Origin of the sequence: Kitasatospora sp. NPDC056181 (genome assembly GCF_042266225.1) — a bacterium.
GTDB lineage: Bacteria > Actinomycetota > Actinomycetes > Streptomycetales > Streptomycetaceae > Kitasatospora.
In genome coordinates, this window is sequence record NZ_JBHJUK010000138.1 from 1 (window position 1) to 23,877 (window position 23,877).

At 73.5% G+C, this 23,877-nt stretch carries 21 protein-coding genes and 1 pseudogene; 10 read left to right on the forward strand and 12 right to left on the reverse strand.

From position 1 onward, the window contains the following. Nucleotides 1-185: 185 nt before the first annotated feature. Together ACFC1F_RS34855 and ACFC1F_RS34860 are read right to left on the reverse strand one after the other, a co-directional pair. Nucleotides 186-1,574, reverse strand: coding sequence for an NADP-dependent succinic semialdehyde dehydrogenase (locus ACFC1F_RS34855; protein ID WP_376164471.1), 1,389 nt, complete (start codon nucleotides 1,572-1,574; stop codon nucleotides 186-188). A gap of 123 nt (nucleotides 1,575-1,697) precedes the next feature. Beyond that, nucleotides 1,698-1,979, reverse strand: a complete 282-nt coding sequence (locus ACFC1F_RS34860) for a DUF6158 family protein (protein WP_376164474.1) — start codon at nucleotides 1,977-1,979, stop codon at nucleotides 1,698-1,700. A 38-nt stretch (nucleotides 1,980-2,017) separates the two neighbouring features. Here ACFC1F_RS34860 and ACFC1F_RS34865 point away from each other — a divergent pair, with 38 nt between their 5' ends. Together ACFC1F_RS34865 and ACFC1F_RS34870 are read left to right on the forward strand one after the other, a co-directional pair. Further along, on the forward strand, nucleotides 2,018-2,230 hold the full coding sequence (locus tag ACFC1F_RS34865) for a hypothetical protein (RefSeq protein ID WP_376164477.1): 213 nt from the start codon (nucleotides 2,018-2,020) through the stop codon (nucleotides 2,228-2,230). A 50-nt stretch (nucleotides 2,231-2,280) separates the two neighbouring features. After that, nucleotides 2,281-3,282, forward strand: a complete 1,002-nt coding sequence (locus ACFC1F_RS34870; RefSeq protein ID WP_376164480.1) for an adenosine deaminase — start codon at nucleotides 2,281-2,283, stop codon at nucleotides 3,280-3,282. A 77-nt stretch (nucleotides 3,283-3,359) separates the two neighbouring features. On the opposite strand, the gene ACFC1F_RS34875 is transcribed toward ACFC1F_RS34870, so the two are convergent. The 4 genes from ACFC1F_RS34875 to ACFC1F_RS34890 form a co-directional block, all read right to left on the reverse strand. Further along, on the reverse strand, nucleotides 3,360-3,974 hold the full coding sequence (locus ACFC1F_RS34875; RefSeq protein ID WP_376164483.1) for a vitamin K epoxide reductase family protein: 615 nt from the start codon (nucleotides 3,972-3,974) through the stop codon (nucleotides 3,360-3,362). Next, entirely contained in the window at nucleotides 3,971-4,855 is an 885-nt protein-coding gene (locus ACFC1F_RS34880) for a DsbA family protein (protein ID WP_376164486.1), read from the reverse strand. Before ACFC1F_RS34880 ends, ACFC1F_RS34875 begins: the two co-directional genes overlap by 4 nt. 109 nt (nucleotides 4,856-4,964) lie before the next feature. Further along, a complete protein-coding gene (locus ACFC1F_RS34885; protein WP_376164489.1) occupies nucleotides 4,965-5,624 on the reverse strand; it encodes a hypothetical protein in 660 nt (219 codons plus the stop codon). Between the two features lie 87 nt (nucleotides 5,625-5,711). Next, a complete protein-coding gene (locus ACFC1F_RS34890) occupies nucleotides 5,712-6,185 on the reverse strand; it encodes an SRPBCC family protein (RefSeq protein WP_376164492.1) in 474 nt (157 codons plus the stop codon). Between the two features lie 184 nt (nucleotides 6,186-6,369). On the opposite strand from ACFC1F_RS34890, the gene ACFC1F_RS34895 reads away from it, so the two are divergent. Next, entirely contained in the window at nucleotides 6,370-7,239 is an 870-nt protein-coding gene (locus tag ACFC1F_RS34895) for an Fpg/Nei family DNA glycosylase (RefSeq protein WP_376164495.1), read from the forward strand. A gap of 91 nt (nucleotides 7,240-7,330) precedes the next feature. On the opposite strand, the gene ACFC1F_RS34900 is transcribed toward ACFC1F_RS34895, so the two are convergent. Next, nucleotides 7,331-8,185: an SAM-dependent methyltransferase gene (locus ACFC1F_RS34900; protein ID WP_209410539.1), complete on the reverse strand. Its 855-nt coding sequence runs from the start codon at nucleotides 8,183-8,185 to the stop codon at nucleotides 7,331-7,333. A 173-nt stretch (nucleotides 8,186-8,358) separates the two neighbouring features. On the opposite strand from ACFC1F_RS34900, the gene ACFC1F_RS34905 reads away from it, so the two are divergent. From ACFC1F_RS34905 to ACFC1F_RS34930, 6 genes are all read left to right on the forward strand, one after another. Continuing rightward, nucleotides 8,359-9,282 (forward strand): polysaccharide deacetylase family protein, encoded by a 924-nt coding sequence (locus tag ACFC1F_RS34905; protein WP_376164498.1) that lies wholly within the window; start codon nucleotides 8,359-8,361, stop codon nucleotides 9,280-9,282. A 160-nt stretch (nucleotides 9,283-9,442) separates the two neighbouring features. Next, nucleotides 9,443-9,769 carry a hypothetical protein gene (locus ACFC1F_RS34910; RefSeq protein WP_376164501.1) on the forward strand — a complete coding sequence of 109 codons (327 nt, stop codon included), beginning with the start codon at nucleotides 9,443-9,445 and terminating at the stop codon, nucleotides 9,767-9,769. A gap of 80 nt (nucleotides 9,770-9,849) precedes the next feature. After that, the gene (locus tag ACFC1F_RS34915) at nucleotides 9,850-11,517 is read left to right on the forward strand and encodes a beta-N-acetylhexosaminidase (protein WP_376164504.1); all 1,668 of its coding nucleotides are present in this window, start codon (nucleotides 9,850-9,852) and stop codon (nucleotides 11,515-11,517) included. A 104-nt stretch (nucleotides 11,518-11,621) separates the two neighbouring features. Beyond that, nucleotides 11,622-12,701: a class I SAM-dependent methyltransferase gene (locus tag ACFC1F_RS34920; protein WP_376164507.1), complete on the forward strand. Its 1,080-nt coding sequence runs from the start codon at nucleotides 11,622-11,624 to the stop codon at nucleotides 12,699-12,701. Nucleotides 12,702-12,897: 196 nt separating this feature from the next. Next, nucleotides 12,898-13,770, forward strand: coding sequence for a sulfurtransferase (locus tag ACFC1F_RS34925; RefSeq protein ID WP_376164510.1), 873 nt, complete (start codon nucleotides 12,898-12,900; stop codon nucleotides 13,768-13,770). Nucleotides 13,771-14,050: 280 nt separating this feature from the next. After that, nucleotides 14,051-15,577: a M1 family metallopeptidase gene (locus ACFC1F_RS34930; protein WP_376164513.1), complete on the forward strand. Its 1,527-nt coding sequence runs from the start codon at nucleotides 14,051-14,053 to the stop codon at nucleotides 15,575-15,577. A gap of 116 nt (nucleotides 15,578-15,693) precedes the next feature. Here the strand turns inward: ACFC1F_RS34930 and ACFC1F_RS34935 are convergent, their stop codons facing one another. From ACFC1F_RS34935 to ACFC1F_RS34955, 5 genes and pseudogenes are all read right to left on the reverse strand, one after another. Beyond that, a complete protein-coding gene (locus ACFC1F_RS34935; protein ID WP_376164516.1) occupies nucleotides 15,694-17,211 on the reverse strand; it encodes a condensation domain-containing protein in 1,518 nt (505 codons plus the stop codon). 200 nt (nucleotides 17,212-17,411) lie between these two features. Continuing rightward, nucleotides 17,412-18,335, reverse strand: a complete 924-nt coding sequence (locus ACFC1F_RS34940) for an NUDIX domain-containing protein (RefSeq protein ID WP_376164519.1) — start codon at nucleotides 18,333-18,335, stop codon at nucleotides 17,412-17,414. Nucleotides 18,336-18,619: 284 nt separating this feature from the next. Continuing rightward, nucleotides 18,620-19,066, reverse strand: a complete 447-nt coding sequence (locus tag ACFC1F_RS34945) for an NUDIX domain-containing protein (RefSeq protein ID WP_376164522.1) — start codon at nucleotides 19,064-19,066, stop codon at nucleotides 18,620-18,622. Between the two features lie 445 nt (nucleotides 19,067-19,511). Beyond that, entirely contained in the window at nucleotides 19,512-21,791 is a 2,280-nt protein-coding gene (locus ACFC1F_RS34950; RefSeq protein ID WP_376164528.1) for an XRE family transcriptional regulator, read from the reverse strand. A 432-nt stretch (nucleotides 21,792-22,223) separates the two neighbouring features. After that, nucleotides 22,224-22,412 (reverse strand): annotated as a pseudogene (locus tag ACFC1F_RS34955) (helix-turn-helix transcriptional regulator); the annotation flags it as partial. A 483-nt stretch (nucleotides 22,413-22,895) separates the two neighbouring features. Between ACFC1F_RS34955 and ACFC1F_RS34960 the strand changes: the two are divergent. Further along, complete coding sequence (locus tag ACFC1F_RS34960; protein WP_376164525.1) at nucleotides 22,896-23,717, forward strand: trypsin-like peptidase domain-containing protein; 822 nt, start codon at nucleotides 22,896-22,898, stop codon at nucleotides 23,715-23,717. Nucleotides 23,718-23,877 lie beyond the last annotated feature (160 nt).

The following is a 23,877-nucleotide window of genomic DNA, read 5'->3' on the forward strand; positions in this document are numbered from 1 at the left end:
GGAACACGTTGAGGGTGTCACCGTCCCGGACCCCGGACGAGGCGAGTGAGAGGGCCGGATCGAGCCGTACGAAGCTGCCGTCCGGCTGGAGTGCCCGCCCGGCTCCCGGCCGGGCGGGCACCGGCAGGGTGGGGGAGCGGGCACCGGCTCCCCGCCGGGCGACCGCGTCCGCGGGGGCGCCGCCGTTACGCGACCCAGACCGTGGTCACGTTGCAGAACTCCCGGATCCCGTGGCCCGACAGCTCCCGCCCGAAGCCCGAGCGCTTGACCCCGCCGAACGGCAGCGCCGGGTGCGAGGCCGTCATGCCGTTGAAGAACACCGCGCCGGCCTGGATGTCGCGGACGAAGCGCTCCTGCTCCGCCGGGTCGTTGGTCCAGACGTTGGAGCTGAGCCCGAACGGCGTGTCGTTGGCGAGCGCCACCGCCTCGTCCACGTCGGCGGCCCGGTAGACGGTCGCGACCGGCCCGAAGGTCTCCTCCAGGTGGATCCGCATCGCCGGGGTGATGCCGGTCAGCACGGTCGGCTCGTAGAACCAGCCGGCGTCCAGGCCCTCGGGCCGCCGGCCGCCGCACTCCACCCGGGCGCCGTGCGCCCGCGCGTCCTCGACCAGCTCCTCCAGGTCGGTCCGCCCCTGCGGGCTGGCCAGCGGGCCGACCTCGGTCGCCTCGTCCATCGGGTCGCCGACGGTCAGGGCCCGCATCGCCGCGGTGAAGGCGGCGGTGAACGGCTCGTACACGTCCGCGTGCACGATGAAGCGCTTGGCGGCGATGCAGGACTGGCCGTTGTTCTGTGCCCGGGCCCGGACGGCGGTGCTGACGGCGGCGTCCAGGTCGGCGCTGGGCAGGACGACGAACGGGTCGCTGCCGCCCAGCTCCAGCACGGACTTCTTGACCTCGTCGGCGGCGGTGGCGGCGACCGCCCGGCCGGCCGGCTCGCTGCCGGTCAGGGTCACCGCGGCCACCCGGCGGTCGCGGATGACGCCCTCGACCGCGCCGGAGCCGATCAGCAGCGTCTGGAAGCAGCCCTCGGGGAAGCCGGCCCGGCGGAACAGCTCCTCCAGCGCCACCGCCGTCCGCGGCACGTTCGAGGCGTGCTTGAGCAGGCCCACGTTGCCCGCCATCAGGGCCGGCGCCGCGAACCGCACCACCTGCCAGAACGGGAAGTTCCACGGCATCACGGCGAGCACCGCCCCGATCGGGCGGTAGCGGACGTAGGCGCGGGCGGCGCCGGAGTCGGCGACGTCGGCCGGGTCGGGGTGCTCGTCGGCGAGCAGCGCCTCGGCGTTCTCGGCGTACCAGCGCATGGCCTTCGCGCACTTGGCGGCCTCGGCGCGGGCGGCGGTCAGCGGCTTGCCCATCTCCTCGGTCATCGTGCGGGCGACGGACTCCCGGTCCTCGTCCAGCAGGTCGGCGGCGCGGCGCAGCAGTTCGGCGCGGTACGCGAAGGAGGTGGTGCGGTAGGTGCGGAACGCCTCCTCGGCGCGGGCCAGCCGCTGTTCGAGGCCGGCGGCGTCCAGCGGTTCGAAGGTCTCCAGGGTCTCGCCGGTCGCGGGGTTGACGCTTGCGATGGGCATGGATGGGCTCCCAGGTGTCCGCGGGGTTGTCGTGCCGGGTCTGCCTCCACCCTGGCCGACGCCCCGGCCCGGGGCACGCCATCGCCGCCCGGCGTGTCCCGCCGGGCGGCGCGGCGCCCGCCGTCACTCCGGCAGCGACTCCACCCTGGCCGCCGCCTCCCGAGCCCGTGCGCCGGCCCTGGTGCGGGCGGCGGTGACCTGCCGGCCGGGGAAGCGGTGCAGGTACTCCGCCTCCAGCTGCCCGGTCCGCAGGGTGTGGCGTTTCAGCGCCTCCTCCGACCCGTAGAGAAAGGTCTCGTGCCGGGTGCGGTGCAGCTGCTCCAGCTCGTGCAGCAGCGTGTCGTTGCCCAGGGCGTGCGGGGAGATGCCCGCGGGCCTGGTGTGCGGAGCTTCGGGGTGCCGCATGTCCACTACCTCCTCGGCGGGAAGCCCCCCGAGTACCCGTGCCCCGGGACCGGCACCGGTACACCCCGCTCCGCGAGGTCGCCGTCGCCGTCGCCGGCGGCGGCCTCGGCGCGGTGCTCGGGCTCAGGGTCACGATGTGGGTCATGACCGGCCTGCTGGTGGCGTGCGGTGCCCTGCTGCCGGCGTCGCCGGTGCGCACGGAGCGGGACTTGCCCTCCGGGCCGGCCGACGCCGGGCGGATCGTACGATGACTACTTCGTCCACCGTCGGTTCTCCCTCCCACAGCTCGGAACGATCGTCCATGCCGCTCCCCAAGGCCGAACTCCACCTGCACATCGAAGGCACCCTGGAGCCCGACCTCGCCTTCGCGCTCGCCGCGCGCAACGGTGTCACCCTCCCGTACGCCGACACCGAGGAGCTGCGCCGCGCGTACTCCTTCAGCGACCTGCAGTCCTTCCTGGACCTGTACTACGCGCTGATGGCCGTGCTGCGCACCGAGCAGGACTTCGCCGACCTCGCCGACGCCTACCTGGCCCGGGCCGCGGAGCAGGGCGTGCGGCACGCCGAGATCTTCTTCGACCCGCAGGCGCACACCGCCCGCGGCGTGCCGCTCGGCGTCGTGGTGGAGGGCCTCGGCCGCGCGCTGGACCGCAGCGAGGAGCGGTACGGCGTCTCCACCCGGCTGATCATGTGCTTCCTGCGCGACGAGTCCGCCGACTCCGCGCTGGAGACCTTCGAGGCCGCCCGGCCGTGGTTCGGCACCCGGATCACCGGTGTCGGACTCGACTCGGCCGAGGTCGGCCACCCGCCGGCCAAGTTCCGCGAGGTCTACCGGCTCGCGGCCGACGCCGGCCTGCACCGCGTCGCCCACGCCGGCGAGGAGGGCCCCGCCGGCTACATCACCGAGGCGCTCGACGTCCTCGGCGTGGAGCGGATCGACCACGGACTGCGCTGCCTGGAGGACCCGGACCTGGTCGACCGCCTGGTCCGCGAGCAGGTCCCGCTCACCCTCTGCCCGCTCTCCAACGTCCGCCTCCGCTGCATCGACACCCTCGCCGACCACCCCCTCCCCGCCATGCTCGCCGCGGGCCTCCTGGTCACCGTCAACTCCGACGACCCGGCCTACTTCGGCGGCTACGCCGACGACAACTTCCGCGCGGTGGAGGAGGCCCTGAAGCTCGACCGCGAGGAGCTGCGCCTGCTCGCCGCCAACTCCTTCCGGGCGTCCTTCCTGGACGAGGAGCGCCGGGCGGCCCTGCTGGCCGAGGTGGCCGCCTACGAGTTCGAGCCCGGCGCCGCCTGACCGGCGCCCGTGCGCCCGGCCGCCTCCCGGGGGTGGCGCCGCCCCCGGGCCGTGCGGGCCCGGGGGCGGCGGGGAGCTCAGACCAGAGTGCTCCAGTAGTACCAGAACCGGTTGAGGATCAGCAGGACGATCACCGCGTACCAGAGCGCCGGCACCACCCAGTGGTAGCGCGCGGCCTCCCGGACGGCCGGGCGCAGCCGACGCCCCACCGGGATCACGCCGGTGCGCAGGTTGTGCAGCGTGGTGTACCAGAACAGCGGGATCATCGCCGCCCACACCACCATGCAGTACGGGCAGAGCGCGCCGATCCGGTACAGCGCCTGGTACATCAGCCAGGTCACGAAGCCGATGCCGAAGACCGTCCCGGCCTGGAGGCCGAGCCAGAACCAGCGCCGGTACGCCGCCCCGGCCAGGAGCCCGGCGCCGATGGTGACGACGACGCCGAAGCCGACCAGGCCCAGCAGCGAGTTGGGGAAGCCGAAGGCCTCGGCCTGGTCGCTGCGCATGATCGAGCCGCAGCTGATGATCGGGTTGATGTTGCAGTTCGGGACGTACGACGGGTCCTTCAGCAGCCGGATCTTGTCCAGGGTGAGGACGGCCGAGGCGAACAGCCCGACCGCGCCGCCGATCAGCAGCAGGAGGGCGAACGGTCGGCCGGCGCCGTAGGTGCGCGCGGGCGCGTGGGAGGTCACCCGGTCACCTGCTCGACCATGGCGGTGAACTTCTCCGGCGTGACGGCCGCGCCGTTGGTGAACACGTCCAGCTTCCGGCCGTCCAGCCGCACGGTCGGGGTGCCGGTGACGCCGCTCTTGTCGAAGGCCTTGTTCACCTGGTTGGCCCACGGCGCGTAGGTGCCGTCCTGGACGGCCTTGACGAAGGCGTCCGTCTTCAGGCCGGGGACCTGCCCGGCCAGGTCGAGCAGGCGGTTGACGTCGGCGAACCCGTCGTTGCGCTCGTCCGGCTGGTTGGCGTACAGCACGTCGTGGAACTGCTTGAACTTGTCCACGCCCTCGTTCAGCGCCGCGCCGGCGGCGGCCAGCGCGGTGCGCGAGCCCTTGCCGCCGAGGCCCTGGTCCAGGAAGGTCGCCAGGTGGTACTCGATCTTGTAGGTGCCGGCGTCGGCGAGCTGCTGGATGGTCTTGCCGTTGGTGGTCTCCAGCTGCTCGCAGTACGGGCAGCGGAAGTCCTCGTAGATCTCCAGGGTGTGCGGGGCGTCGGCCTTGCCGTAGGTGATCACGGTGCCGTCGGCGCCGCCCGCGTTGGCGGGGGTGACCAGCGGGCCGTTGGCGGCCGTGTCCCCGGAGCCGGAGGAGCCGCCGACGGCGAGGGCCGTGCCGGCGGCGAGGGCGAGCACGGCCGCGGAGGCCGCGCCGACGATCGTCCGGCGGCGGATCTTCGCCGACCGCTCGGCGCGCTCGCGCTCCTCGCGCATCCGCTCGGTGGCGGCGCGGCGGGCGGCGTTGCGGCTCTGCTGCCCGGCGGCGGGGCTCCCGACGGTGGGGCTCCCGGCGGCGGGGTTCCCGGAGACGGCGTCCTCGGAGGTGGTGCGGCGGGTCTGGGGCTTCTTGCTCATGGCGGGGTGTCGTCCTGTGCTCTCGGTCCGGTGCTCCGCGTCGGGGAGCAGGGCAGGCGCGAACGCGCGCGGCGGGGCGACCGGCGGAGAAGCCGAACGGGACGGTTCCTCAGCAGGCCGGAGCAGCCACCGGCGGCCCGCGGCGGACCGCCGGGCCGAGCAGGACGGGCTCGGCCGGGACGCGGACCCGGCTGGCGCGCGGGAAGGGCACCCGGGCCGGCGGGCGGGCCGGGACGGGCGCGGTGAGCAGCAGCAGCCGGCGGCCGGCCGTCGGGAGGAACCGCCGGGTGAACTCGCCGAGGGTGTGCACCGAGCGGGCGAGGCCGGTCAGCGCGGAGTCGGCGCGGCGCAGCCAGAAGGCCGCGGCCAGCGCGATCGCGGCGTGCAGCGCGAGGAGCAGCAGCATGCCGGTGGACTCGGCCACTGCGTGGCCCAGGAGGAACCCGCCGAGCGAGCCGCCTCCGCAGAGCAGCGGCTCGAAGCCGCGGGCGGAGCCGGGCGGCAGCGTGGGACAGGTCGTCTGGGCGAGGTCGAACAGGGCGCTCAGCCCCAGTTCCAGCGGCACGAAGACCGCCGCGATCGCCGGGTAGCCGCGTTCGGAGCCCGCGAGGGCGAAGGCCACCGCGAAGACGGCGCCACCGGCCAGGGCCAGCGTGCCGAGCGGCAGCGGACGGCCGGTGACCAGCACCTGGCCGAGCCCGGCGAGCAGCACGACCAGCGCGGCGAAGACCGCCGCGCGGAGCGTCCTGAAGCCCGGGCCGTTGTTCATGGGAATCGAGTCTGCCACAGGTCGAACGGCGGACGACCGGGCCGAAGGTCCGTTGTGGGGAGCCTCACCACCGCCTCTGAGCTGGGCTTATGCGTCCTTTACGGGTTCGGCGGGCGGGCCCTGGGCGGCCGCGACCCGGGCCTCGACCAGCTGCCGGAAGAGCTCCAGGTCGGCCCGGACCGCGCGCTCGACCGCCCCGGCCAGGGCGAAGCCGCGCGGCCCTCCGAACACCTCGTGCACCGCCTCCGGGTCGTACTCGACGCGGATCTGCACCCGGGTGTGCTCCCGGTCGAGCGGGAGCAGGGCGAAGGCGCCGTGCAGGTCCAGGCCGTCCAGCGTCCGCCAGGCCATCACCCGGCCGCGGCCGTGGTCGGTGATCTCGGTCTCGACGCCGCGCTCGGTGCCGGCGATCTCCACCCCGAGGTGCGCGAGGTTCCGGCCCCGCGGATGGGCGCTGCGCACGCCGGCGACGAAGCGCGGGTAGTCGTGGACCCGGTGGAGCTGTTCCCAGGCCGCCAGTACCGGGGCGTCGATGTCGATCTGTTCTTCGAGCGTGCTCATAGCGGGTCGGACCTCCTGGGCCCGGTCATCCGGACCCGGTTGCTGGGACCCGGTCGTTCCGGCGGGGGCCGCGCACCTGCGCACGGGGCGCCTTCGCGCCGGGCACGCGTGCGCCGGGCACCTCCAGCGTGCGCCCGCCGGTGGCGGACAGGCAAAGCGCGGCGGGCTGCGCGAGACTGGGCGCATGCCGGAGCTGCCCGAGGTCGAGGCCCTCAGCGCCTTCCTGTCCGAGCGGCTGACCGGGCGGGTGATCGCCCGCGTGCAGCCGGTGGCGATCAGCGCGCTCAAGACGTACGACCCGCCGGTGACGGCGCTGGAGGGCCGGACGGTCGGTCCGGTCACCCGGCACGGCAAGTTCCTCGACATCGAGGCCGACGGCCTCCACCTCGTCGTCCACCTGGCCCGGGCCGGCTGGCTGCGTTGGAAGGAGAGCCTGCCCGCCGAGCCCCCGCGCCCCGGGGGGCGGAACCCGCTCGCCCTGCGGGTGCGCCTGGAGGGCGAGGCCGGGGACGGCTTCGACCTGACCGAGGCGGGCACGAAGAAGGGCCTGGCGGTGTACGTGGTGCAGGACCCGGCCGAGGTCCCCGGTGTCGCCCGGCTCGGCCCGGACCCGCTGGACCCGTCGTTCACCCTGGACGCGTTCGCCGCCCTGCTGCACGGGGAGCGGCGCCGGCTGAAGGGCGTGCTGCGGGACCAGGCCGTGCTGGCCGGCGTCGGCAACGCCTACTCGGACGAGGTGCTGCACGCCGCCCGGATGTCCCCCTACAAGCTGGCGTCGAGCTTGACCGAGGACGAGACGGCCCGGCTCTACCAAGCGCTCGGCACCACCCTGCGGGACGCGGTGGAGCGCTCGCGCGGACTTGCGGCGGGGGAGCTGAAGGCGGAGAAGAAGCTCGGCCTGCGGGTCCACGGCCGCGCCGGGCTGCCGTGCCCGGTCTGCGGGGACACCGTGCGCGAGGTGTCGTTCGCCGACTCCTCGCTCCAGTACTGCCCCACCTGCCAGACCGGCGGCAAGCCGCTCGCGGACCGCCGGATGTCGCGGCTGCTGAAGTAGCCGCGGGGCGCGTGCCCCGGGAGATTTGCCCCGGGAGACGCGCCGGCCCGGGGCCGGGGGCCGGGGATCCCCCGGCCCCCGGCGGTGCCCGTTACCGCTTGATGGCGACGCCGCCCCAGTAGTAAGCGGCGTGCGGGTCGGCCGGCGGCTCGCCGTCGGGGCGCCAGGCCATGACGGGGGCGACGCCGGGCTCGATCAGCTCCCAGCCGTCGAAGAACCGGGCCACCTCGTCGCGGGTGCGCGGGACCAGCGTCATCCCGCCGGCCCGGGCGGCCTCGGCGACCTTGGCGACGCTCTCCGGGTCGAAGTCCTGGGTCGGGTGGGTGAGGGCGAGGCAGCTGCCGGAGGGCAGCGCGTCGCGCAGCGCGGCGACCTTGGCCCACGGGTCGTCCTCGTCGGCGACCAGCATCAGCACGGCGATCATCAGCAGGCCGACCGGCCGGTCGAGGTCCAGCGTGGAGGTGAGTGACGGGTCGCTCAGCAGCTCGGCGGGCTTGCCCAGGTCGGCGTGGATGTAGGTGGTCCGGCTGGCCGGGGTGGAGACCATCAGTGCCCGCGCGTGGGCCAGCACGATCGGGTCGTTGTCGACGTAGACCACGCGGGTGCCCGGGCTGACCGCCTCGGCGATCTCGTGGGTGTTGGGCGAGGTGGGGATGCCGGTGCCGAGGTCGAGGAACTGGCGGATGCCCTGCTGCTCGGCCAGGAAGCGGACGGCGCGGCCCTGGAACGCCCGGTTCTCCTTGGCCATCGCCTTGACGCTCGGCACCGCCTCCTCGATGGCCTGGCCCATGGCGCGGTCCGGCGGGAAGTTGGTCTTCCCGCCCAGCCAGTAGTCGTACACGCGGGCGGAGTGCGGGGCACTGGTGTCGACGCCGAAGCGCTCCCACTGGCTCGGCTCGACCTCGTCACTCTCGGGCTGGTCGGAGAAGTCCTGACTTGTCGTCATGGCCACGTCCTCTGAAGACAGATCATCACACTGGGGAGGTCAGCGTAGCGGTCCGTATGGGGTCGTGGGTGTGCCGTCCGGGGTGGACGGTCCGCTTGGGCCGTCGGGGTGGTGCTGGGGGCCGTCGGGGTTGCTGGTGGGAGGCGCGCGGGCTCGCGGGGGATGCATCGATCATGCTGTCTGATCGTCAGATTACTTCGCGTAGATTGCTGCTGGTCGCAGCCGGGATGTCGCTGCTCGGCGTCGCCGGTTGCCGGGGCTCCCAGGGGGCTGACGAGGGCGGTGGCGGATCGGGTGCCGAGGCGGCCGGCGGGGCGTCCGGGACGCCGGGCGCCGTGGCGCCGCCCGCCTCCGCGTCGGGCTCCGCGCCGCCCTCGGCCTCCGGCGTTCCTTCCGTCGCCCCTTCGGCCGGGTCTTCCTCGGCACCCCCGGCGGCGCCCGGCGCGGCGGCGGGTGTCGCCTCCGGCTCGCCGGTGGCCGCGCCGCGCAAGCTCACGGCGGCCGAGAGCAGACCGGTGTACGAGCTGGACGCAGAGCGGCGCGTGGTGGCGCTCACCATCGACGACGGTCCGGATCCGCGGTACACCCCGACCGTGCTGGCCCTGCTGGAGCAGTACGGCATCCGCGCCACCTTCTTCCTGATCGGCGAGAACGCCGTCGACCACGCCGGTCTGGTCAAGGAGATCGCCGCCCGGGGTCACCACATCGCCAACCACACCTGGACCCACCCCGACCTGCGCCGGCTCTCGGAGACCCAGGTGCGCGACGAGCTGACGCGCACCTCGGACCTGCTCAACCGGACCACCGGGAAGTTGCCGACCTGGTTCCGCGCGCCGGGCGGGGACTGGTCCACGGCGTCGCTCACGGTGGCCGCGGACCTCGGGATGCGGAACATGGCCTGGTCGGTGGATCCGCGGGACTGGGCCCGGCCCGGCACCTCGGTGATCACCGACCGCATCCTCAAGGACGTGCGGCCGGGGGCGATCGTGCTCAACCACGACGGCGGCGGCGACCGTTCGCAGACGGTCGCCGCGATGAAGGCGTACCTGCCGGTGCTGATCGACGCGGGCTACTACTTCACCGCGCCGCCGGGGTGACGGCGGGCGGTGCGCACGCTCGGCAGGTAGCGGTTTTGCGGGCTAAACCACCCGAAAGGGTGGATTGGCAGAACCGTTTCTGCGATTTTGGGGCCTCTAGGGTGATAGCGCATCAATTTCCCCGGTACCCGCGCGTACCGCCCTGAAAGGCCCCAGCCCCATGCGTCTCCGCAACGCCGTGATCGCCGCCACCAGCGCTCTCGCCCTCGTCCTCGCCGTTCCCACCTCCGCGAACGCGGCAGCCGGTGACTTCCTCTACAAGATCGGCCCCGGCGTCCCGGCCGGCATCGCCGACCCGGCGAGCGGCGAGTGCGTCAACCTCTTCGGGGCGACCGAGGAGCATCCGGCGTTCGCGCCCGAGAACTTCACCACGTCGACCGCCACGGTCTTCCTCGACTTCGACTGCAACGGCGACACCTTCTACGTGATGAACCCGGGCAAGAAGCTCGGGGACCGGCTGAAGCTGCGGTCCGTCGTCCTCTCCTGAGGCGGACGAATTCCGGGGAAGCGCGGGACAGTTCGGCGATTGGTTGAGACCATTCCGGGACATCGACACCGGGAGCGGCCTTGCCGAGACGAATCGCCGGGCTGTCCGCCCGGGCCCGTGGACTGCTGATCCTCCTCTCCGCGCTGGTGCTCGCCGCGGTCGGCTTCGGCGCCCACCGTTCGCTCGGGCCCGGCGACGCCACCACGGCCGTACCCGATCCCGCCGTACCCGTTCCCGCCGGGCCGCGCACCGGCGACCGGATCGTCCCGGCGCCGTACTCCGCCACCACCGGGTCCGGCCCGGCCTACCGGCTCACCGGGCGGACCGTCGTCCGGGCGGCCGGAGGTGACGGGGAGCAGGCCGCCGAGGTCCGGCGGATCGCCGGGCAGCTGGCCGACGAGCTGCGTCGGCCGACCGGGCTGCCGCTGCCGGTCGCGGACGACGCCGGGCCCGACGGCATCCGGCTCGACCTCGACCCGGCCCTGCCCGGGCAGACCGGACCGGAGGGCTACCGGCTGACCTCGGACGCGACCGCCGTCCGGATCGCGGCCCGCACCCCGGCCGGGCTCTACCGGGGCACCCAGACACTGCGTCAGCTGTTGCCGCCGCGGATCGAGAGCCGGACGCCGGCGGCCGCCGGGACGGAGTGGACCGTCGCCGCCGTCGACATCGACGACCGCCCGCGCTACGCCTACCGGGGCGCCATGCTCGACGTCGCGCGGCACTTCTTCACCCCGGCCGAGGTCAGGGGGTACATCGACCGGCTGGCCCTGTACAAGGTCAACTTCCTCCACCTGCACCTGAGCGACGACCAGGGCTGGCGAATCGAGATCCCCGCCCGGCCCGCACTCACCCGGGTCGCCGCGGGCAGCGAGGTCGGCGGCACGCCCGGCGGCTTCTACACCGCGGCCGACTACCAGGAGATCGTCCGGTACGCGCAGGAGCGCTACCTCACCGTCGTCCCCGAGATCGACCTGCCCGGGCACAGCAACGCGGTCCTCGCCGCCTACCCGGAGCTGGACTGCACCGGGAGCGCGAAGCCGTGGCCGTACACCGGCATCGAGGTCGGCTTCTCCACGCTCTGCCCCACCGGCGACGCCGTCTTCGCCTTCACCCGGGACGTGGTCGCCGAGATCGCCCGGCTCACCCCCGGGCCGTACCTGCACATCGGCGGCGACGAGGTGAAGAAGGTCGCCCCGGAGGCGTACCGGGAGTTCGTGCGCAGGGTGGGAGCCCAGGTGACGCCGCCGGGGAAGACACCGGTCGGCTGGAACCAGACCGCGCCGGGCGGCATCGGACTGCTCCAGTACTGGGACGGTGGCGGCGGGCGCGACGCGGAGCTGCGGGAGGCCGCCGGGCGCGGGGCGAAGGTGATCATGTCCCCGGCGGGCCGGAGCTACCTCGACATGAAGTACGACTCCTCCTACCCGCTCGGGCTGGCCTGGGCCGGGACGGTCGACGTCTGGTCCGCCTACTCCTGGGACCCGGACACCCTGGTCAGGCTGCCGGCCGGCGCCGTGCTCGGAGTCGAGGCGCCGCTGTGGACCGAGACCCTGGACACCCCGGCCCAGCTGGACGTGATGCTGCTGCCCCGGCTGCCGGCCCTGGCGGAACTCGGCTGGTCGCCGTGGTCGAGCCATGACTGGGGGCGGTTCCGGCAGCGGCTCGCCGAGGAGGGGGCGCGCTGGGACGCGGCCGGTTACGCGTACGAGCGGCGGCCGGAGGTGCCCTGGCCGACGGGGAGGTAGCGGCCCGGCCTTCCGGCACCTCCGGTCGGCTGGGGCGGCGGGGAGCAGCGGCGTAGCGTGATGATGAGGGGGGTTCGCGCGGTCCCGGAGGCGGAGGAGGAACGATGTCCGTACGGGAACCGGACCCGGTGAAGCAGGAGGAGTTCGCGGGCCGGATCGTGCAGGTGCTGAACGACTCCTGTCTGGGATTCATGGCCAGCATCGGCCACCAGACCGGGCTGTTCGACGCCATGGCCGGTCTCGCCCCGTCGAGCAGCGAGGAGATCGCGCGCGCCGCCGGCCTGGAGGAACGCTACGTCCGCGAGTGGCTCGGCGCGATGGTCGTCGGCGGGATCGTCGAGTACGACCCCGGGCGCGGCACCTATCTGCTGCCGCCGGAGCACGCGGCCTCGCTCACCAGGGCGGCCGGGCCCGAGAACCTGGCCGGCATGATGCAGTACCTCGCGCTGATGGGCGACGTCGAGCAGCGGCTCATCGGCTGCTTCCGCAACGGCGGCGGGATGCCGTACTCGGCGTACCCGCGGTTCCAGGAGCTCCAGGCCGAGGAGTCCGGCCGGGTCTACGACCTGGCGCTGGTCGAGGGGATCGTGCCGCTCGTCCCCGGGCTGCCGGAGCGGCTGGGCGCCGGGATCGACGCGCTCGACATCGGCACCGGGCAGGGTCACGCCGTCAACGTGCTGGCGGGGGCCTACCCGGCGAGCCGGTTCACCGGTGTCGACATCGCGGAGAACGGCGTCGCCGCCGCCCGGGCCGAGGCCACCGCGCTCGGCCTGTCCAACGCGGACTTCGAGGTCGCCGACTCGGCCGGGCTGACCGGCTCCTACGACCTGGTCACCGCCTTCGACGTCGTCCACGACCTGGCCCGCCCGGCCGAGACGCTGGCCGCCGTCGCCCGGGTGCTGCGGCCCGACGGCGTCTTCCTGATGGGCGACATCGCGGCCAGCAGCCGGCTGGAGGAGAACGTCGGGCACCCGCTCGCGCCGGCGCTCTACACCTTCTCGACCTTCTACTGCATGACGGTCTCGCTCGGCGAGGGCGGCGCGGGGCTGGGGACGGTCTGGGGCGAGCAGACGGCCCGGCGGATGCTGGCCGAGGCCGGGTTCGGCTCGGTGCGGACCGCGCAGGTGGAGGGGGACATCCTGAACATCTACTACATCGCGCGGCCGGACGGCGCCGCGGCGTAGCCGGGCGGTGCGGGCCCCGGCGGCGGGCTGCCGGGGGGCGCCGGGAGGGCGCCGGTGGGCTGCCGGGGGGTGCGCCTGTGGGGTGGCGCGCCTGTGGGGTGGCGGGCCGGGGCGGGGGGCCGGGTTGGGCCGTGCGGGTGGCCGGAGCGGACGGTCGGACGTAGGTTCGAAGAGGTCCGAGTGAAGGAGGGCGGCGATGACCGGCAACGGCTACGCACACCCCGAGGCGCTGGTCCCCACCGACTGGCTGGCCCAGCACCTGGACGACGGCACGATCCGCGTCGTCGAGGTGGACGAGGACACCACCGCGTACGAGGAGGGCCACATTCCCGGCGCGGTCGGATGGAACTGGACCACCGACCTGCACAGCCGGGTGGGCCGTGACTACACCGACCGCGACGGCGTGGAGCACCTGCTGCGCGCGGCCGGGGTGGAGGACGACACCACCGTGGTGCTGTACGGCGGCAACAACAACTGGTTCGCCGCCTACGCCTACTGGCTGCTGCGCCTGCGCGGCTACGGGCCGGTGAAGCTGCTCGACGGCGGGCGGAAGAAGTGGGAGCTGGAGGAGCGCGGGCTCACCCAGGAGGTGATGGACTACCAGCACAGCGGCTACCGGCTGGCCGGACCCGAGCACCCCGAGGTACGGGCGCTGCGCGACGAGGTGCTGGCCAAGGCGGAGGTCTTCGCCAAACCCGGGTCCGACGCCGTGCTGGTCGACGTGCGCTCGCCGGCCGAGTACCGGGGCGAGGCGCTGGCGCCGGCGCACCTTCCGCAGGAGCAGGCGCAGGTGCCCGGCCACATCCCCGGCGCGGTGAACATTCCCTGGTCCCAGGCGGCCAACGACGACGGCACCTTCCGCTCGGCGGAGGAGCTGCGGGCGCTCTACGGCGGGCAGGGCGTGGAGGCCGAGCACGAGGTGATCGCCTACTGCCGGATCGGCGAGCGCTCGGCGCACACCTGGTTCGCGCTGACCGAGCTGCTCGGGTACCCGCACGTGAAGAACTACGACGGGTCGTGGACGGAGTACGGCTCGCTGGTGCGGGCGCCGGTGGCACTGGGAGCCTGAGGAGACGGCTGTCGGGCGAGCCGGCGAGCCGGCGAGCCGGGCCACCGGGGTGCTGTGGGGGAGTGGGGGCGGGGTGGGCCGGCTGCGCGGGGTCCGGGGCGGGGCTGGCCGAGTGGGGTCCGGGGCGGGGCTGACGTGCGCACACGGCGTGACGTGGGTGCGGCGGCCCCATTTCGGCCTGTTTCTTCTCATGAACATTTCATCCGATAGGAGTGGGGCACGGCTCACCGGGACAAGGATCGATGCGACCCATCCGTCCCAGTGATCCTGGAGGACCACCGTGCGCAAGAGGCTGATCGTCTCTGCCGCCGCAGGCGCGCTCGCCCTGCTCCTGACCGTCCCCGCCTCGGCGGCCCAGATCGGCCCCGGCGCGGCCGGCATCGGAGACCCGTACTACCCCAACGCCGGCAACGGCGGATACGACGTCTCGCACTACGACATCCGGCTCAAGTACCAGCCCGCCACCGACGAACTGGAAGGCACCGCCACCATCCTGGCCACCGTCACCCAGGACCTCTCGCGGTTCAACCTGGACTTCGTGCTCGGCGTCAAGGAGGTGCTGGTCAACGGCCGGACGGCGAAGTTCGCGAGCACCGGCGAGTCGGAGCTGGAGATCACCCCCGCCCGGCCGCTGGTGAAGGGCGCCCCGGTGACGGTCGTCGTCCGCTACGCCGACAAGCCCGGCGAGGTGGAGCGAGGCGGCTACTCCGCCTGGCTGCGCACCCCCGACGGCGGCGTCGCGGCCAACGAGCCCGAGGGCTCCGCCTGGTGGTTCCCCAGCAACGACCACCCCACCGACAAGGCCACCTACGACGTCTCCGTCCTCGTGCCCGACGGCACCCAGGCGATCAGCAACGGTCTCCTCACCGGCCAGAGCTCCCGGGCCGGCTGGACCCGCTACAACTGGCGCCAGACCAAGCCGCAGGCGACCTATCTGGCCACCCTCGCGATCGGCAGGTTCGACATCCGGACCGACACCACCCCGGGTGGGCTGCCGGTCGTCACCGCCTACAGCAAGGTCCTCGGGGACAACGACGGCGCGGCGCGCGCCAGCGTCGAGCGCACCGGCGAACTGGTCGACTGGCTGAGCGGCTACTTCGGCGAGTACCCGTTCGGCTCGATCGGCGGCTACGTGCCCAACGTGCCCACCGGGTACGCCCTGGAGACCCAGACCCAGATCTTCTACAGCCCCGCGCAGTTCTCCCGCGGCTCCAACACGTCCGTCGTCGTCCACGAGCTCGCCCACCAGTGGTACGGCGACAGCGTCTCCGTCCAGCGGTGGAGCGACATCTGGCTCAACGAGGGCTTCGCCCGCTACTCGCAGTGGCTCTGGTCCGAGCACGAGAACGAGGGCACGGCGCAGGAGCTCGCCGACTACGTCTACTCCTCCTACCCGGCCGACAACGCCTTCTGGTCCGTCAAGCCCGGCGACCCGGGGGCGGACCACCAGTTCGCCGGCGCCGTCTACGACCGCGGTGCGGTGGCCATCCAGGCGCTGCGCAACACCGTCGGGGACGAGAAGTTCTTCCAGATCCTGAAGGGGTGGCCGGCCGAGCGCAAGTACGGCAACGCGACCATCCAGCAGTTCCAGGCGTACGCCGAGCGGATCTCCGGGAAGCCGCTCGCGCAGCTCTTCGACACCTGGCTGTTCACGGCCTCGAAGCCGGCGGTGTCCTCGGCGGGCGTCCCGGCGGCGGCGCCCGCGGGTGCGGCGAGCCTCGCGCCGGGCGGTAAGGGCGCGCCGCAGGAGCCGAAGTCCTGGAAGAAGATCCAGGAGACCAACTCGGTCCACGAGCACACCCACTGAGGACCGCCCCCGGCCGCTCGCCGAGCCCCGGCCGCCCGCGGGTGCGGGCGGCCGGGTCAGGCCGGGAGAGGGTGGAGGTCGCGCCGGAGCGGTGGAACGTGACGCCGGTGTCGCGTTCAGGAGCCGGGTGTGGCCTGCGCTGCGGTGGGGGTGGTCGTGGTCGTGGTGGTGGTGGTCGTGGTCGTGATTGTGGGCGTGGGCGTGGGCGTGTCGGGTGTCGTGGTGGTGGCCGGTGCGGCCGTGCTGGTGGCCAGGGCCCGGGCCTCGGTGACGACCAGCTCCTCGATGCCGTAGAGGAAACGTTCCATCCGGGGGCGGGGGAGCACCGAGCTGTCGGCGGTCATCGCGAGCTGGAGCGCGTCCGCTGTCTGGAGGGCGTCCAGGGCGTAGGTGAGGCCGGGGCGCGGCTCGAACTCCTTGGGCCAGCTGAGGGTGGTGCGGGCCGGGTCCAGAGGGTCGCCGGAGGCGGTGCCCTCGGCATCACCGGGGGACGGGGTGGCGGGCTCGCCGGGTGACGGCGGGACCAGGTCGCGGGTGTCGTTGAAGATGCACGAGCGGTCGGCCAGCGGGCCGTGCTCGGCGGTCAGTCGGGCGATCTCCTCGTCCAGCAGGCGCTTGTCGTAGTACGCGTGCCGGTAGGTGGCGATCGACGCGGCATGGGTCCGGCGGACGACGGCGGCGAACTCGCCGTCCGCATCCGGCAGGTGGAGCAGGCCGTCGCCCGCCACCACGCTCACCGCGGCCGTCAGTCCGGGCAGGAAGCGGTTGTTGACGATGACCTGGAGCACCGCGTCGGACGAGCCGGCGAGTCGCGCCGTCATCACCGCCGTTGCCGCGAGCAGCACCGAGGAGGTGCTCGCCCGGTGTCCGGCCGCGACCAGCTCGACCGCCCGCAGCAGTGCCGGGGAGCTGAGGACGGCGTTCGGGAACGGCTGCGGCTCGTCGTGCCGGGCGGCGGGGAAGAGCCGCGGCGGCCCCGAGCGGAGCTTGCGCAGGACGTGCGCCCGGGCGTTGGCGTCACGCCGCCGGCCGCGCTCGGACTGCTGGAACTCGGCTTCCTCGAGAGGCTGCTGGGCCGGCCGACGGGCGCGGATCGCTGCGGCGGAGGCGCCCAGGGAGAGCTCGGTGAGGTCCATCACCAGCCGGCCCATCCCGGCGCCGTCCAGCGCGGTGTGCGACAGGACGAGGGAGATGTGCCGGACCAGGTCGCCCGCCACGACCAGGCCCACCCGGACCGGCCACTGTGTGGTGCAGTCGAACGGAAGGGCGGCCAGCTCGTCGTGGAACGCCGCGCCGGTGCGCGCGAGTTCGGCGGAGTCGCCGTCGCCGTGGCGGGTGTGCACGGGCAGCCGGCCGTCCGGGTCGACGGTCTGCCGCAGCCGGCCCTCGCCGTCGGGGTGGAGCCTGGTGTGGAGGGAGTCGTGCAGGTGGAGCAGGTCGGTGAGCGCGTCGAGGACGACGGGCACCGGCAGGCCCGGGTCCAGCGGGGCCGCCGTCGTGATGTTGTACCGAGGCGCGTCGGCGGGTGACAGCCGGCCGACGGCGTCCCAGATGGCCTGCTGGCCCCAGGTGGCCGGGCCGGTCCCGGACCGGCCGGACGAGAAGGTGATCTCCAGCTGCTGACTCGTGGTCACCGTGTGGCTCTCCGATGTGGGGCTCTGGGCCCGGCGCGTGCCGCGTGATGCGTCGCGCTTCCGGGCGGGGCGGGAGGTGCGGTGGGAACGCGTGTGCTGCCAGGGCAAGAGTGTGGCGCACCGCCCGGGCCCCGTCGAGCCTCCGAACGCGGCGGTCGGCCAAGGTCGTTGGGCGGTGGTGGGCGGGTGTTCCCGGTCCGCTAGGCGAGGCCCTGGGTCCGCCCCCTCCCGGGTCCGATGGCCGGGGCGGGCGCCAGGGCGGCTCCGCCGAAGTCGCCAGGACAGGTGTCCGTGACGGTGCGGCCGGTGCCGCGGGCCCGGAGGGCGAGCCGGGCGCGCTCGCCGCGGGAGGGGCCAGCGGCCGCGTCCAGCTCGTCCAGGGCGATCCAGGCCCAGCGGGTGATCTCGCCGTCCGCGCAGGAGAGTTGGACGCTGTCGGGGTCGAGGGTGCCGAAGTCGTGGACGAACTGGACGAGCGGGTGGTCCAGCCCGGGAGCCGGATGCTGCCAGAACACGGCGAGCAGCGGCCCGGCCGGCAGGTCGAGCCCGGTCTCCTCGCGCAGCTCGCGTTCCGCGCCCGTGCGCGAGTGCTCGTGGTTGTCCAGGACCCCGCCGGGGAAGCCCCACCTGTCGACGTCGTCCCCCCTGACCATCAGCAGCCGCCCGTCCGGGGCCGTGAGGAGGGCGGCGGTGCACGTCCACGACCGCGAGGTGGTGGCGAGCCAGTGCTCGCGCGGAAGGTATGGGCGGGCCGGGGCGTGGGCGCGGAGGAAGGCGACGGCGGCCGGGGTGACACCGGGCAGGCTGTCGACGAAGAACCAGCCGTGGGTGGCGTGGCGGGTGAGGACGAGCCGGTCGAGGTCGCCCGGGTCGTCCGGTGCCACCCGGACCACGAGCTGTCGCGCGAGACCGTCGCCGCCGTCGAGTTCGCCCACGGTCCGGTCGGCGGTGCCTGGCCGGCCGCAGGTCTCGTACAGCGCGCGGGCCGCTGCGTCCGCCGGCTCCTCACCGGGCAGTTGGGCGACGGTGGGCAGTTCCCAGCAGCCGTCGGAGCGGCGCAGGAGCAGGATCCGGCCGATGCGGTCGGCGACGAGGGCGCCGGTGGTGGGTCCGGTGGTGTCCAAGCTGTCTTCCTCCGGCGGTTTTTGGGGTGGCGGACCGGTGGACCCGGTCACCCCTCGGTCAGGGAGCGGGGGTTGGCGTTGGCGCGCCACCCGTGGGTCGGGCGGCCGCGTCCGCCGGACGGGTGGCCTGCGGGAAGGGTGGTCTGCGGGACGCGCGGCCCGCTGGGCGAGTGTCCCGCTGGACAGGTAGGAGGTCGGGGTGGCGTGGGTGGCCAGGGAGGTGCGGGCGGGGTAGGAGGTGGGGGGAGGCAGGGGAGCGTCGGCAGGGCGGGGACTTCAGGGGGTCAGGCGGCCCAACCGAGGACGGACAGGGTGTTGCCCCGGCCGATCTCGGCGAGCGTGTGGGCGGTGTAGGGGACAGTGTCCTCCGGCAGGCGGTCCAGGGGCCACCAGAAGAGCTGCTCGCACTTGTCCGGCTCCCTGTTGACGACGTGGCCGTCGAAGCGGGCCGGGCGGAAGAAGAGCTGGAGACGGTCCCGGCCGTCCTCGGCGTCGAAGTGGTGCAGCGTGTGGACGAGGCCGAGGTGGTCCTCGGCAACGGTGATGGCGAGCTCCTCGGCGGCCTCGCGTGCCATGGCGGCGGTCACGCTCTCGCCGGGCTCCATGTGGCCCGCGGGGAGATGCCAGAGGCCGTCGGCGAACGAGGTGTTCCTGCGGCGGCCGAGCAGCACCCGGCCTGCGTCCAGGAGGACGAGGTGGACGCCGACGACGAGAGTGGGCGGGTGTGCCATGGATGGGCCTCCGGGCGGGTGGTGGCGGCGTTCGAACGGCGGGTGGGCGGCCTGGTCCGAGCGGCCTGGTGTGGGTGCCTGGTGCGAGCGGCCTGGTGTGGGCGGCGGGATTAAGTGGGCGTGGCGGAGGTGCAGTTGGCGGGGCCCGCGGACCGGGAGGAGGCTGATGATGGTGCTGTTCGATTGTGGTGTTCAAGTGTTTTCGGTCCGGGCGTGCCCGGGTCGAACGGGGTGTTTTCGAGCAGCCCGAAACCGGGGAACGGCGCCCTCCGACCGGCCGTGGACGGCGCCGGCGAGGAGCTCGGAGCCCAGCGGGCAGGCGGCGAGCGCCCGTTCGAGGGCGAGCCGTTCGGCCGGGGCGGCCCGTCCACCGGCGGCGGGCCGGGCGGGGCCGGTGCGTCGGCGGATTCACCGCCGGAATCACTCGTCCGGTTGATCAGGGGGCTCAGCGGGTTTCGGTCGGTCCGCCGTCCGGGCCGGTGGCCCGGGCGTCTCCGCCTGGGGGCGGCACGGCTGTGGCGGTGCCCGCGGGTGAGGGTGTGGGCGCAGGCGCAGGCGCAGGTGTGGGCACAGGCGCGGGAGCAGGTGCGGATGTGGTTGCGGTTGCGGCGAAGGTGGCGGCCGCGTAGCCGGCGTACCGCAGGCGGTAGGAGTCGCCGAGGTGGTGCTGGAGCCGGCTGTGGCGGAACTGGTAGACCGCACCGGTCTGGCGCAGCACTCCCCGCCGGTAGGCGTCGTCGAGGAAGGCGACGGTGTCCCACGGGAGGTTGCCGGTCATCGGCAGCCAGATGCGGGAGAAGATCACCCACTGCCCCCAGGCGGTGAACCCGAGGGCGTAGGAGAACGTGCCGCCGAGCCCGCCCACCACCCCGATGAAGAAGCCGTCCGGCAGCTGCCACTTCATCGGTCCGAGGAAGACCTGGAGCAGGTCGACGATCAGGCGGCCGCCGAGCGCGATCGCCAGGGTGAGTGTCGGTACGAGCACGAGGACCTGCCGGCCCACTGTCGTGCGGTTGGCGGAGAGCAGGCCGACGGGGGTGGCGGCGGAGGCGATGTCCAGGGGTGCTTCGAGCGCGGCCATCAGCCCGAAGACCAGACCAGCGGCCGAGCCGAAGATCAGCCCGAAGGCCAGCATGTTGATCAAGGTGCCCTGGATCACCGCGCTGTCGGCGAGCGGGACCCTGTCGTACAGGACGCGCTCCAGTGTGACGGCGCACGCGCAGCCGACGCCCATCACGAAGCCGCCCAGCAGGACCGTCCCGAACCGGGAGGCGAAGGTGTGCACCGGCCCGCGGCCGATGCGGGTGTGGTTGCCGGGGAGCCGCAGCCGGACCTGGGTCGGCGCGAAGGCCGTGGTGCCGAACCTCGCGATGAGCCAGTAGACCGACCCGAAGGCCAGGCCCGCGATCGGCCCCATCAGGGCGCCCTCCAGGAGGATCTCGTCGAGGTCCGCCGCAGCGCCGCCGGCGCCGAGTTGGTGGACGATCAGGCCGACCGACCACTCGGACAGGGTGATGGACAGGGCACAGACCAGCATGACGGCGAGGAGACGGGTCGACGCCCGCAGGGAGTCGCCGATCCTCCACCAGGCGAGGTCCTGCTGGTCGAGGTCGTCGAACCGGGCCAGGTGGTGGGCGAGGTAGCCCAGCCAGTGCCGGACCCGTTCGGAGCCGGGGTCGGAGCCGTGGCCGCCGCGGCGCGGGGGGCCGCCGACGGCCCGCGCGGGGGCGAGGCGGCGGTAGACCGTGGGCACGAAGCCCGCCAGCAGATGCTCTTCGAGGGCGTGCCCGGTGGGGAAACGGGTGGTGTCCAGGAGTTCCGCCGGATCGGCGGTGGGGTTCTCGCTGTAGATCGTCCGCGCCAGGATGACCATCAGCGGAGTGCTCAGGACCTCGGCGAGGTTCCGGCCGGCCGGGGTGTCCTGAGCGCGCAGCGCTTCCAGGACGGCGTCCCAGGTGTTCCGGTCCCCGGTTCGGCCGGTCCCGGCAACGGTGCCCCCGGCGGTTCCGCGGGTGGCCTCCCAGGTGCCTCCGCGGGCGTCTCCAGGGGCGTCTCCCCGGGCGTCTCCCTGGGCCTTGACGTGGGCGTCTCCCCGGGCGTTGACGGGGCGGGAGGTGCGGGGCAGGTAGTCGGCGAGGTCGCCGGGAGTGAGGTCGGCGAGTTCGACGCCGGCGGCCCAGACGAGCGGGGTCCCCGCCGCGTGGACCGCCTCGGCGAACTCCTCACGGCGGCTGGTCAGCACGAGCGGCATCGAGGTGGCGTTGAGCGCCTCCAGCGCGTCGGGCCGCAGGCCTTCCGCGATCTCGTCGAAGCCGTCGAGGACCGGCAGCACCAGGTCCGCGTCGACCAGTGCGGCGGCGAGCGTCGACCCGCTGGACACGCGCTGGACCAGGTGGGGGTGGTCGCGCAGCAGCAGGTCGATCAGCCAGTCGCGCAAAGCGGTGGCCGTCGGGTCCCACGACCCGAGGCTGAAGATCACCGGTACCCGGTCGTCAGCGGCCGGGGCGGCCAGGAGGTCCAGGAGGAACCTGATCGTCAGGATGGACTTCCCCGACCCGCCCCGGCCGAGGACCACGAGCCGGCCGGACGGGATCCGCCGGTAGACCTCGGCCACGTCGCGGAGGTCACCGCTCATGTCCACCCGGTCCGCCGCGGAGCCGGGCGGGAGGCGCTGGATGTTCTCCCAGTGGTCCGTCAGGCCCGAGGGCGCCTGCCGCCATCGCACCGGCAGCGGAAAGGGATCGTGGACCCGGCGCTGCTCCTCCTCGATCTGCCAGCGGCGCCTGACCTCCTTCGCGAGCTCGGCGGTCGCCCCGGCCAGAGCGTCCGGAAACCGAGGTGCCGGAAGCCGAGTCGCCGGAACCCGAGGCACCGGAACCCGAGGGGCCGGAATCCGGGGCGACGGCGGCCGCACGGGGGCCGGTGCCGCGGCCGGTAACGCCGCCGGCCCGGCGACCGGTGCGGCAGCCGGCCCGGCGACCGGTGCCGCAGTCGTTGCCTCAGTCGGTGTCACTGGCGGTGTGGGCAGGGAACGGGAACCTGCGGGCGGGAGGGAATCGGGAACAGCAGGAGGCGCGGAATCGGAGAGGAATTCAGAGGCCTTTCCTGGGGCCTCCTCCGGTGATGCCTTCGCAAGGGTGGCGGCCAGGCGCAGGCGGTCCTCCGGCCCGGCTCCCAGCGCGTCCGCGAGCAGATTGACCGTTCCCACACGGTGATCGGTGGACTTCCCGGTCTCCAGTCTGCGGATCGTGCGGACACTCACCCCCGACCGCTCCGCCACCTGTTCCTGGGTCAGCCCCGACTGTTTGCGCAGCCGGCGCAACAGTGTGCCGAGTTGATCCGCCATGCCGGCTCCCTCTTTCCCCCACGAGTACGGCCTTCGGCGAGCCTACCGTGACCACCGGCCACGGATGGCCGGTGCATGGCCTGTTCGCCGGCCAGTGCGAACGCCAGCATCAGTGGTGTCCGGTCGCCCCCGAACCTGGAGAGAGGAGCCGATATGGCGTACCGCCACTGGTGCGGAGAGTGCGGGTACAAGACCGCGTGGCTCCCCCAGTCGGAGAGCGAGGAACAGCAGATCCAGCACTACGCCAAACATCACCCGGGAATTCCTCCGGGCGGCAGCGTGGAGATCAATCGGAGTGACCCGAACCGCGGACCGGGATGTCTGCCGGCGCTGGGATTCGTGGTCCTGTTGCTGATTCTCGCGGCTTCGTGCCGCCGTTAGTTCCGGATCTCCCCGAGTGAATTCCTCCTGCCGGACCAGGTGTTCGGGTGGCTCCGCGACCGGTGTTCCGCCCGCTTCGGCCTCGTAAAGGAAAGTGACCGCATGCTTCGCAAAATACGTGCTCTTGGTGTCGCCGCCGTGCTGGCGGGCCTGACGCTCGCCGCGGCGCCGGCCGCCGGTGCGACGGCGCCCGCCTCCACCGCCCCCGCGGGTACCACCGCGGCCGCGGGAACCGCCGGTGTCACGGACACGCGCACGCCCATCGGCGGCGGCACCGGCATCATCTTCCGCATCGCTCCGAGCCCGGAGAACCCCCAGAGCTACTACGTCTGCACCCTCACCGCCGTCGGGCGCGATGCCGCCGGCAACCTCGTGGCCCTGACCAACGCCCACTGTTTCATCGACGACCAGGGCAACAAGCTCGTCGGCTCGCAGGTGTACCGGGACACCTCGCCCGCCGGCAGCGCGTTCGCCCCGGCGCCGCTCACCGACAGCCGGCCCGACCTGGCGACGGGGGCGATCGGCGAGGTGACGTACGTCAGCACGCCCAACAACCTGCTCAACAGCGGGCCCAAGGGGCTCGACTACGCGGTGATCAAGCTGGACGAGAGCCGGGTGGTGCCGACCGACACCGTCGGCGGCGTGACGATCAGGTCGATCGGCGCCCCGCCCGCGGTGGGGACCCGCATGTGCAAGCAGGGTCACCGGACCGGGCTGACCTGCGGGATGAGGATCGGTACCAACGGCATCTGGTTCACCCACCTGATCTGGACCGACGGCGGCGACTCCGGCTCCCCGGTCGTGTCGGGGACGGCGCTGGTCGGCAACGCCTGGGGCGCCCAGCACAGTTCGTCGATCCTCAGCATCATCGACGAGCTGACCGCCAACGGCGGCGTCGGGGCCGGCTTCCACCTGGCCACCTGAGCACCCGGCCGCTGGAGTACCTGGCCACCTGAGTACCTGGTCACCTGAGCATCCGGCCACCTGAGTATCCGGCAGGAAGCCCAGCGGCATCATCATGCTCAGCCAGTACGCGGCCGTAGGCAGCGGCGTGAGGTGCAGGAACAGCGGGACGAAGGTGACG

Coding starts and splice junctions, on each gene's coding strand:
- ACFC1F_RS34855 (WP_376164471.1), bottom strand. CDS start 1,574: ATGCCCATCGCAAGCGTCAACCCCGCGACCGGCGAGACCCTGGAGACC.
- ACFC1F_RS34860 (WP_376164474.1), bottom strand. CDS start 1,979: ATGCGGCACCCCGAAGCTCCGCACACCAGGCCCGCGGGCATCTCCCCG.
- ACFC1F_RS34870 (WP_376164480.1), top strand. CDS start 2,281: ATGCCGCTCCCCAAGGCCGAACTCCACCTGCACATCGAAGGCACCCTG.
- ACFC1F_RS34880 (WP_376164486.1), bottom strand. CDS start 4,855: ATGAGCAAGAAGCCCCAGACCCGCCGCACCACCTCCGAGGACGCCGTC.
- ACFC1F_RS34885 (WP_376164489.1), bottom strand. CDS start 5,624: ATGAACAACGGCCCGGGCTTCAGGACGCTCCGCGCGGCGGTCTTCGCC.
- ACFC1F_RS34890 (WP_376164492.1), bottom strand. CDS start 6,185: ATGAGCACGCTCGAAGAACAGATCGACATCGACGCCCCGGTACTGGCG.
- ACFC1F_RS34895 (WP_376164495.1), top strand. CDS start 6,370: ATGCCGGAGCTGCCCGAGGTCGAGGCCCTCAGCGCCTTCCTGTCCGAG.
- ACFC1F_RS34900 (WP_209410539.1), bottom strand. CDS start 8,185: ATGACGACAAGTCAGGACTTCTCCGACCAGCCCGAGAGTGACGAGGTC.
- ACFC1F_RS34905 (WP_376164498.1), top strand. CDS start 8,359: ATGCTGTCTGATCGTCAGATTACTTCGCGTAGATTGCTGCTGGTCGCA.
- ACFC1F_RS34910 (WP_376164501.1), top strand. CDS start 9,443: ATGCGTCTCCGCAACGCCGTGATCGCCGCCACCAGCGCTCTCGCCCTC.
- ACFC1F_RS34920 (WP_376164507.1), top strand. CDS start 11,622: ATGTCCGTACGGGAACCGGACCCGGTGAAGCAGGAGGAGTTCGCGGGC.
- ACFC1F_RS34925 (WP_376164510.1), top strand. CDS start 12,898: ATGACCGGCAACGGCTACGCACACCCCGAGGCGCTGGTCCCCACCGAC.
- ACFC1F_RS34945 (WP_376164522.1), bottom strand. CDS start 19,066: ATGGCACACCCGCCCACTCTCGTCGTCGGCGTCCACCTCGTCCTCCTG.
- ACFC1F_RS34960 (WP_376164525.1), top strand. CDS start 22,896: ATGCTTCGCAAAATACGTGCTCTTGGTGTCGCCGCCGTGCTGGCGGGC.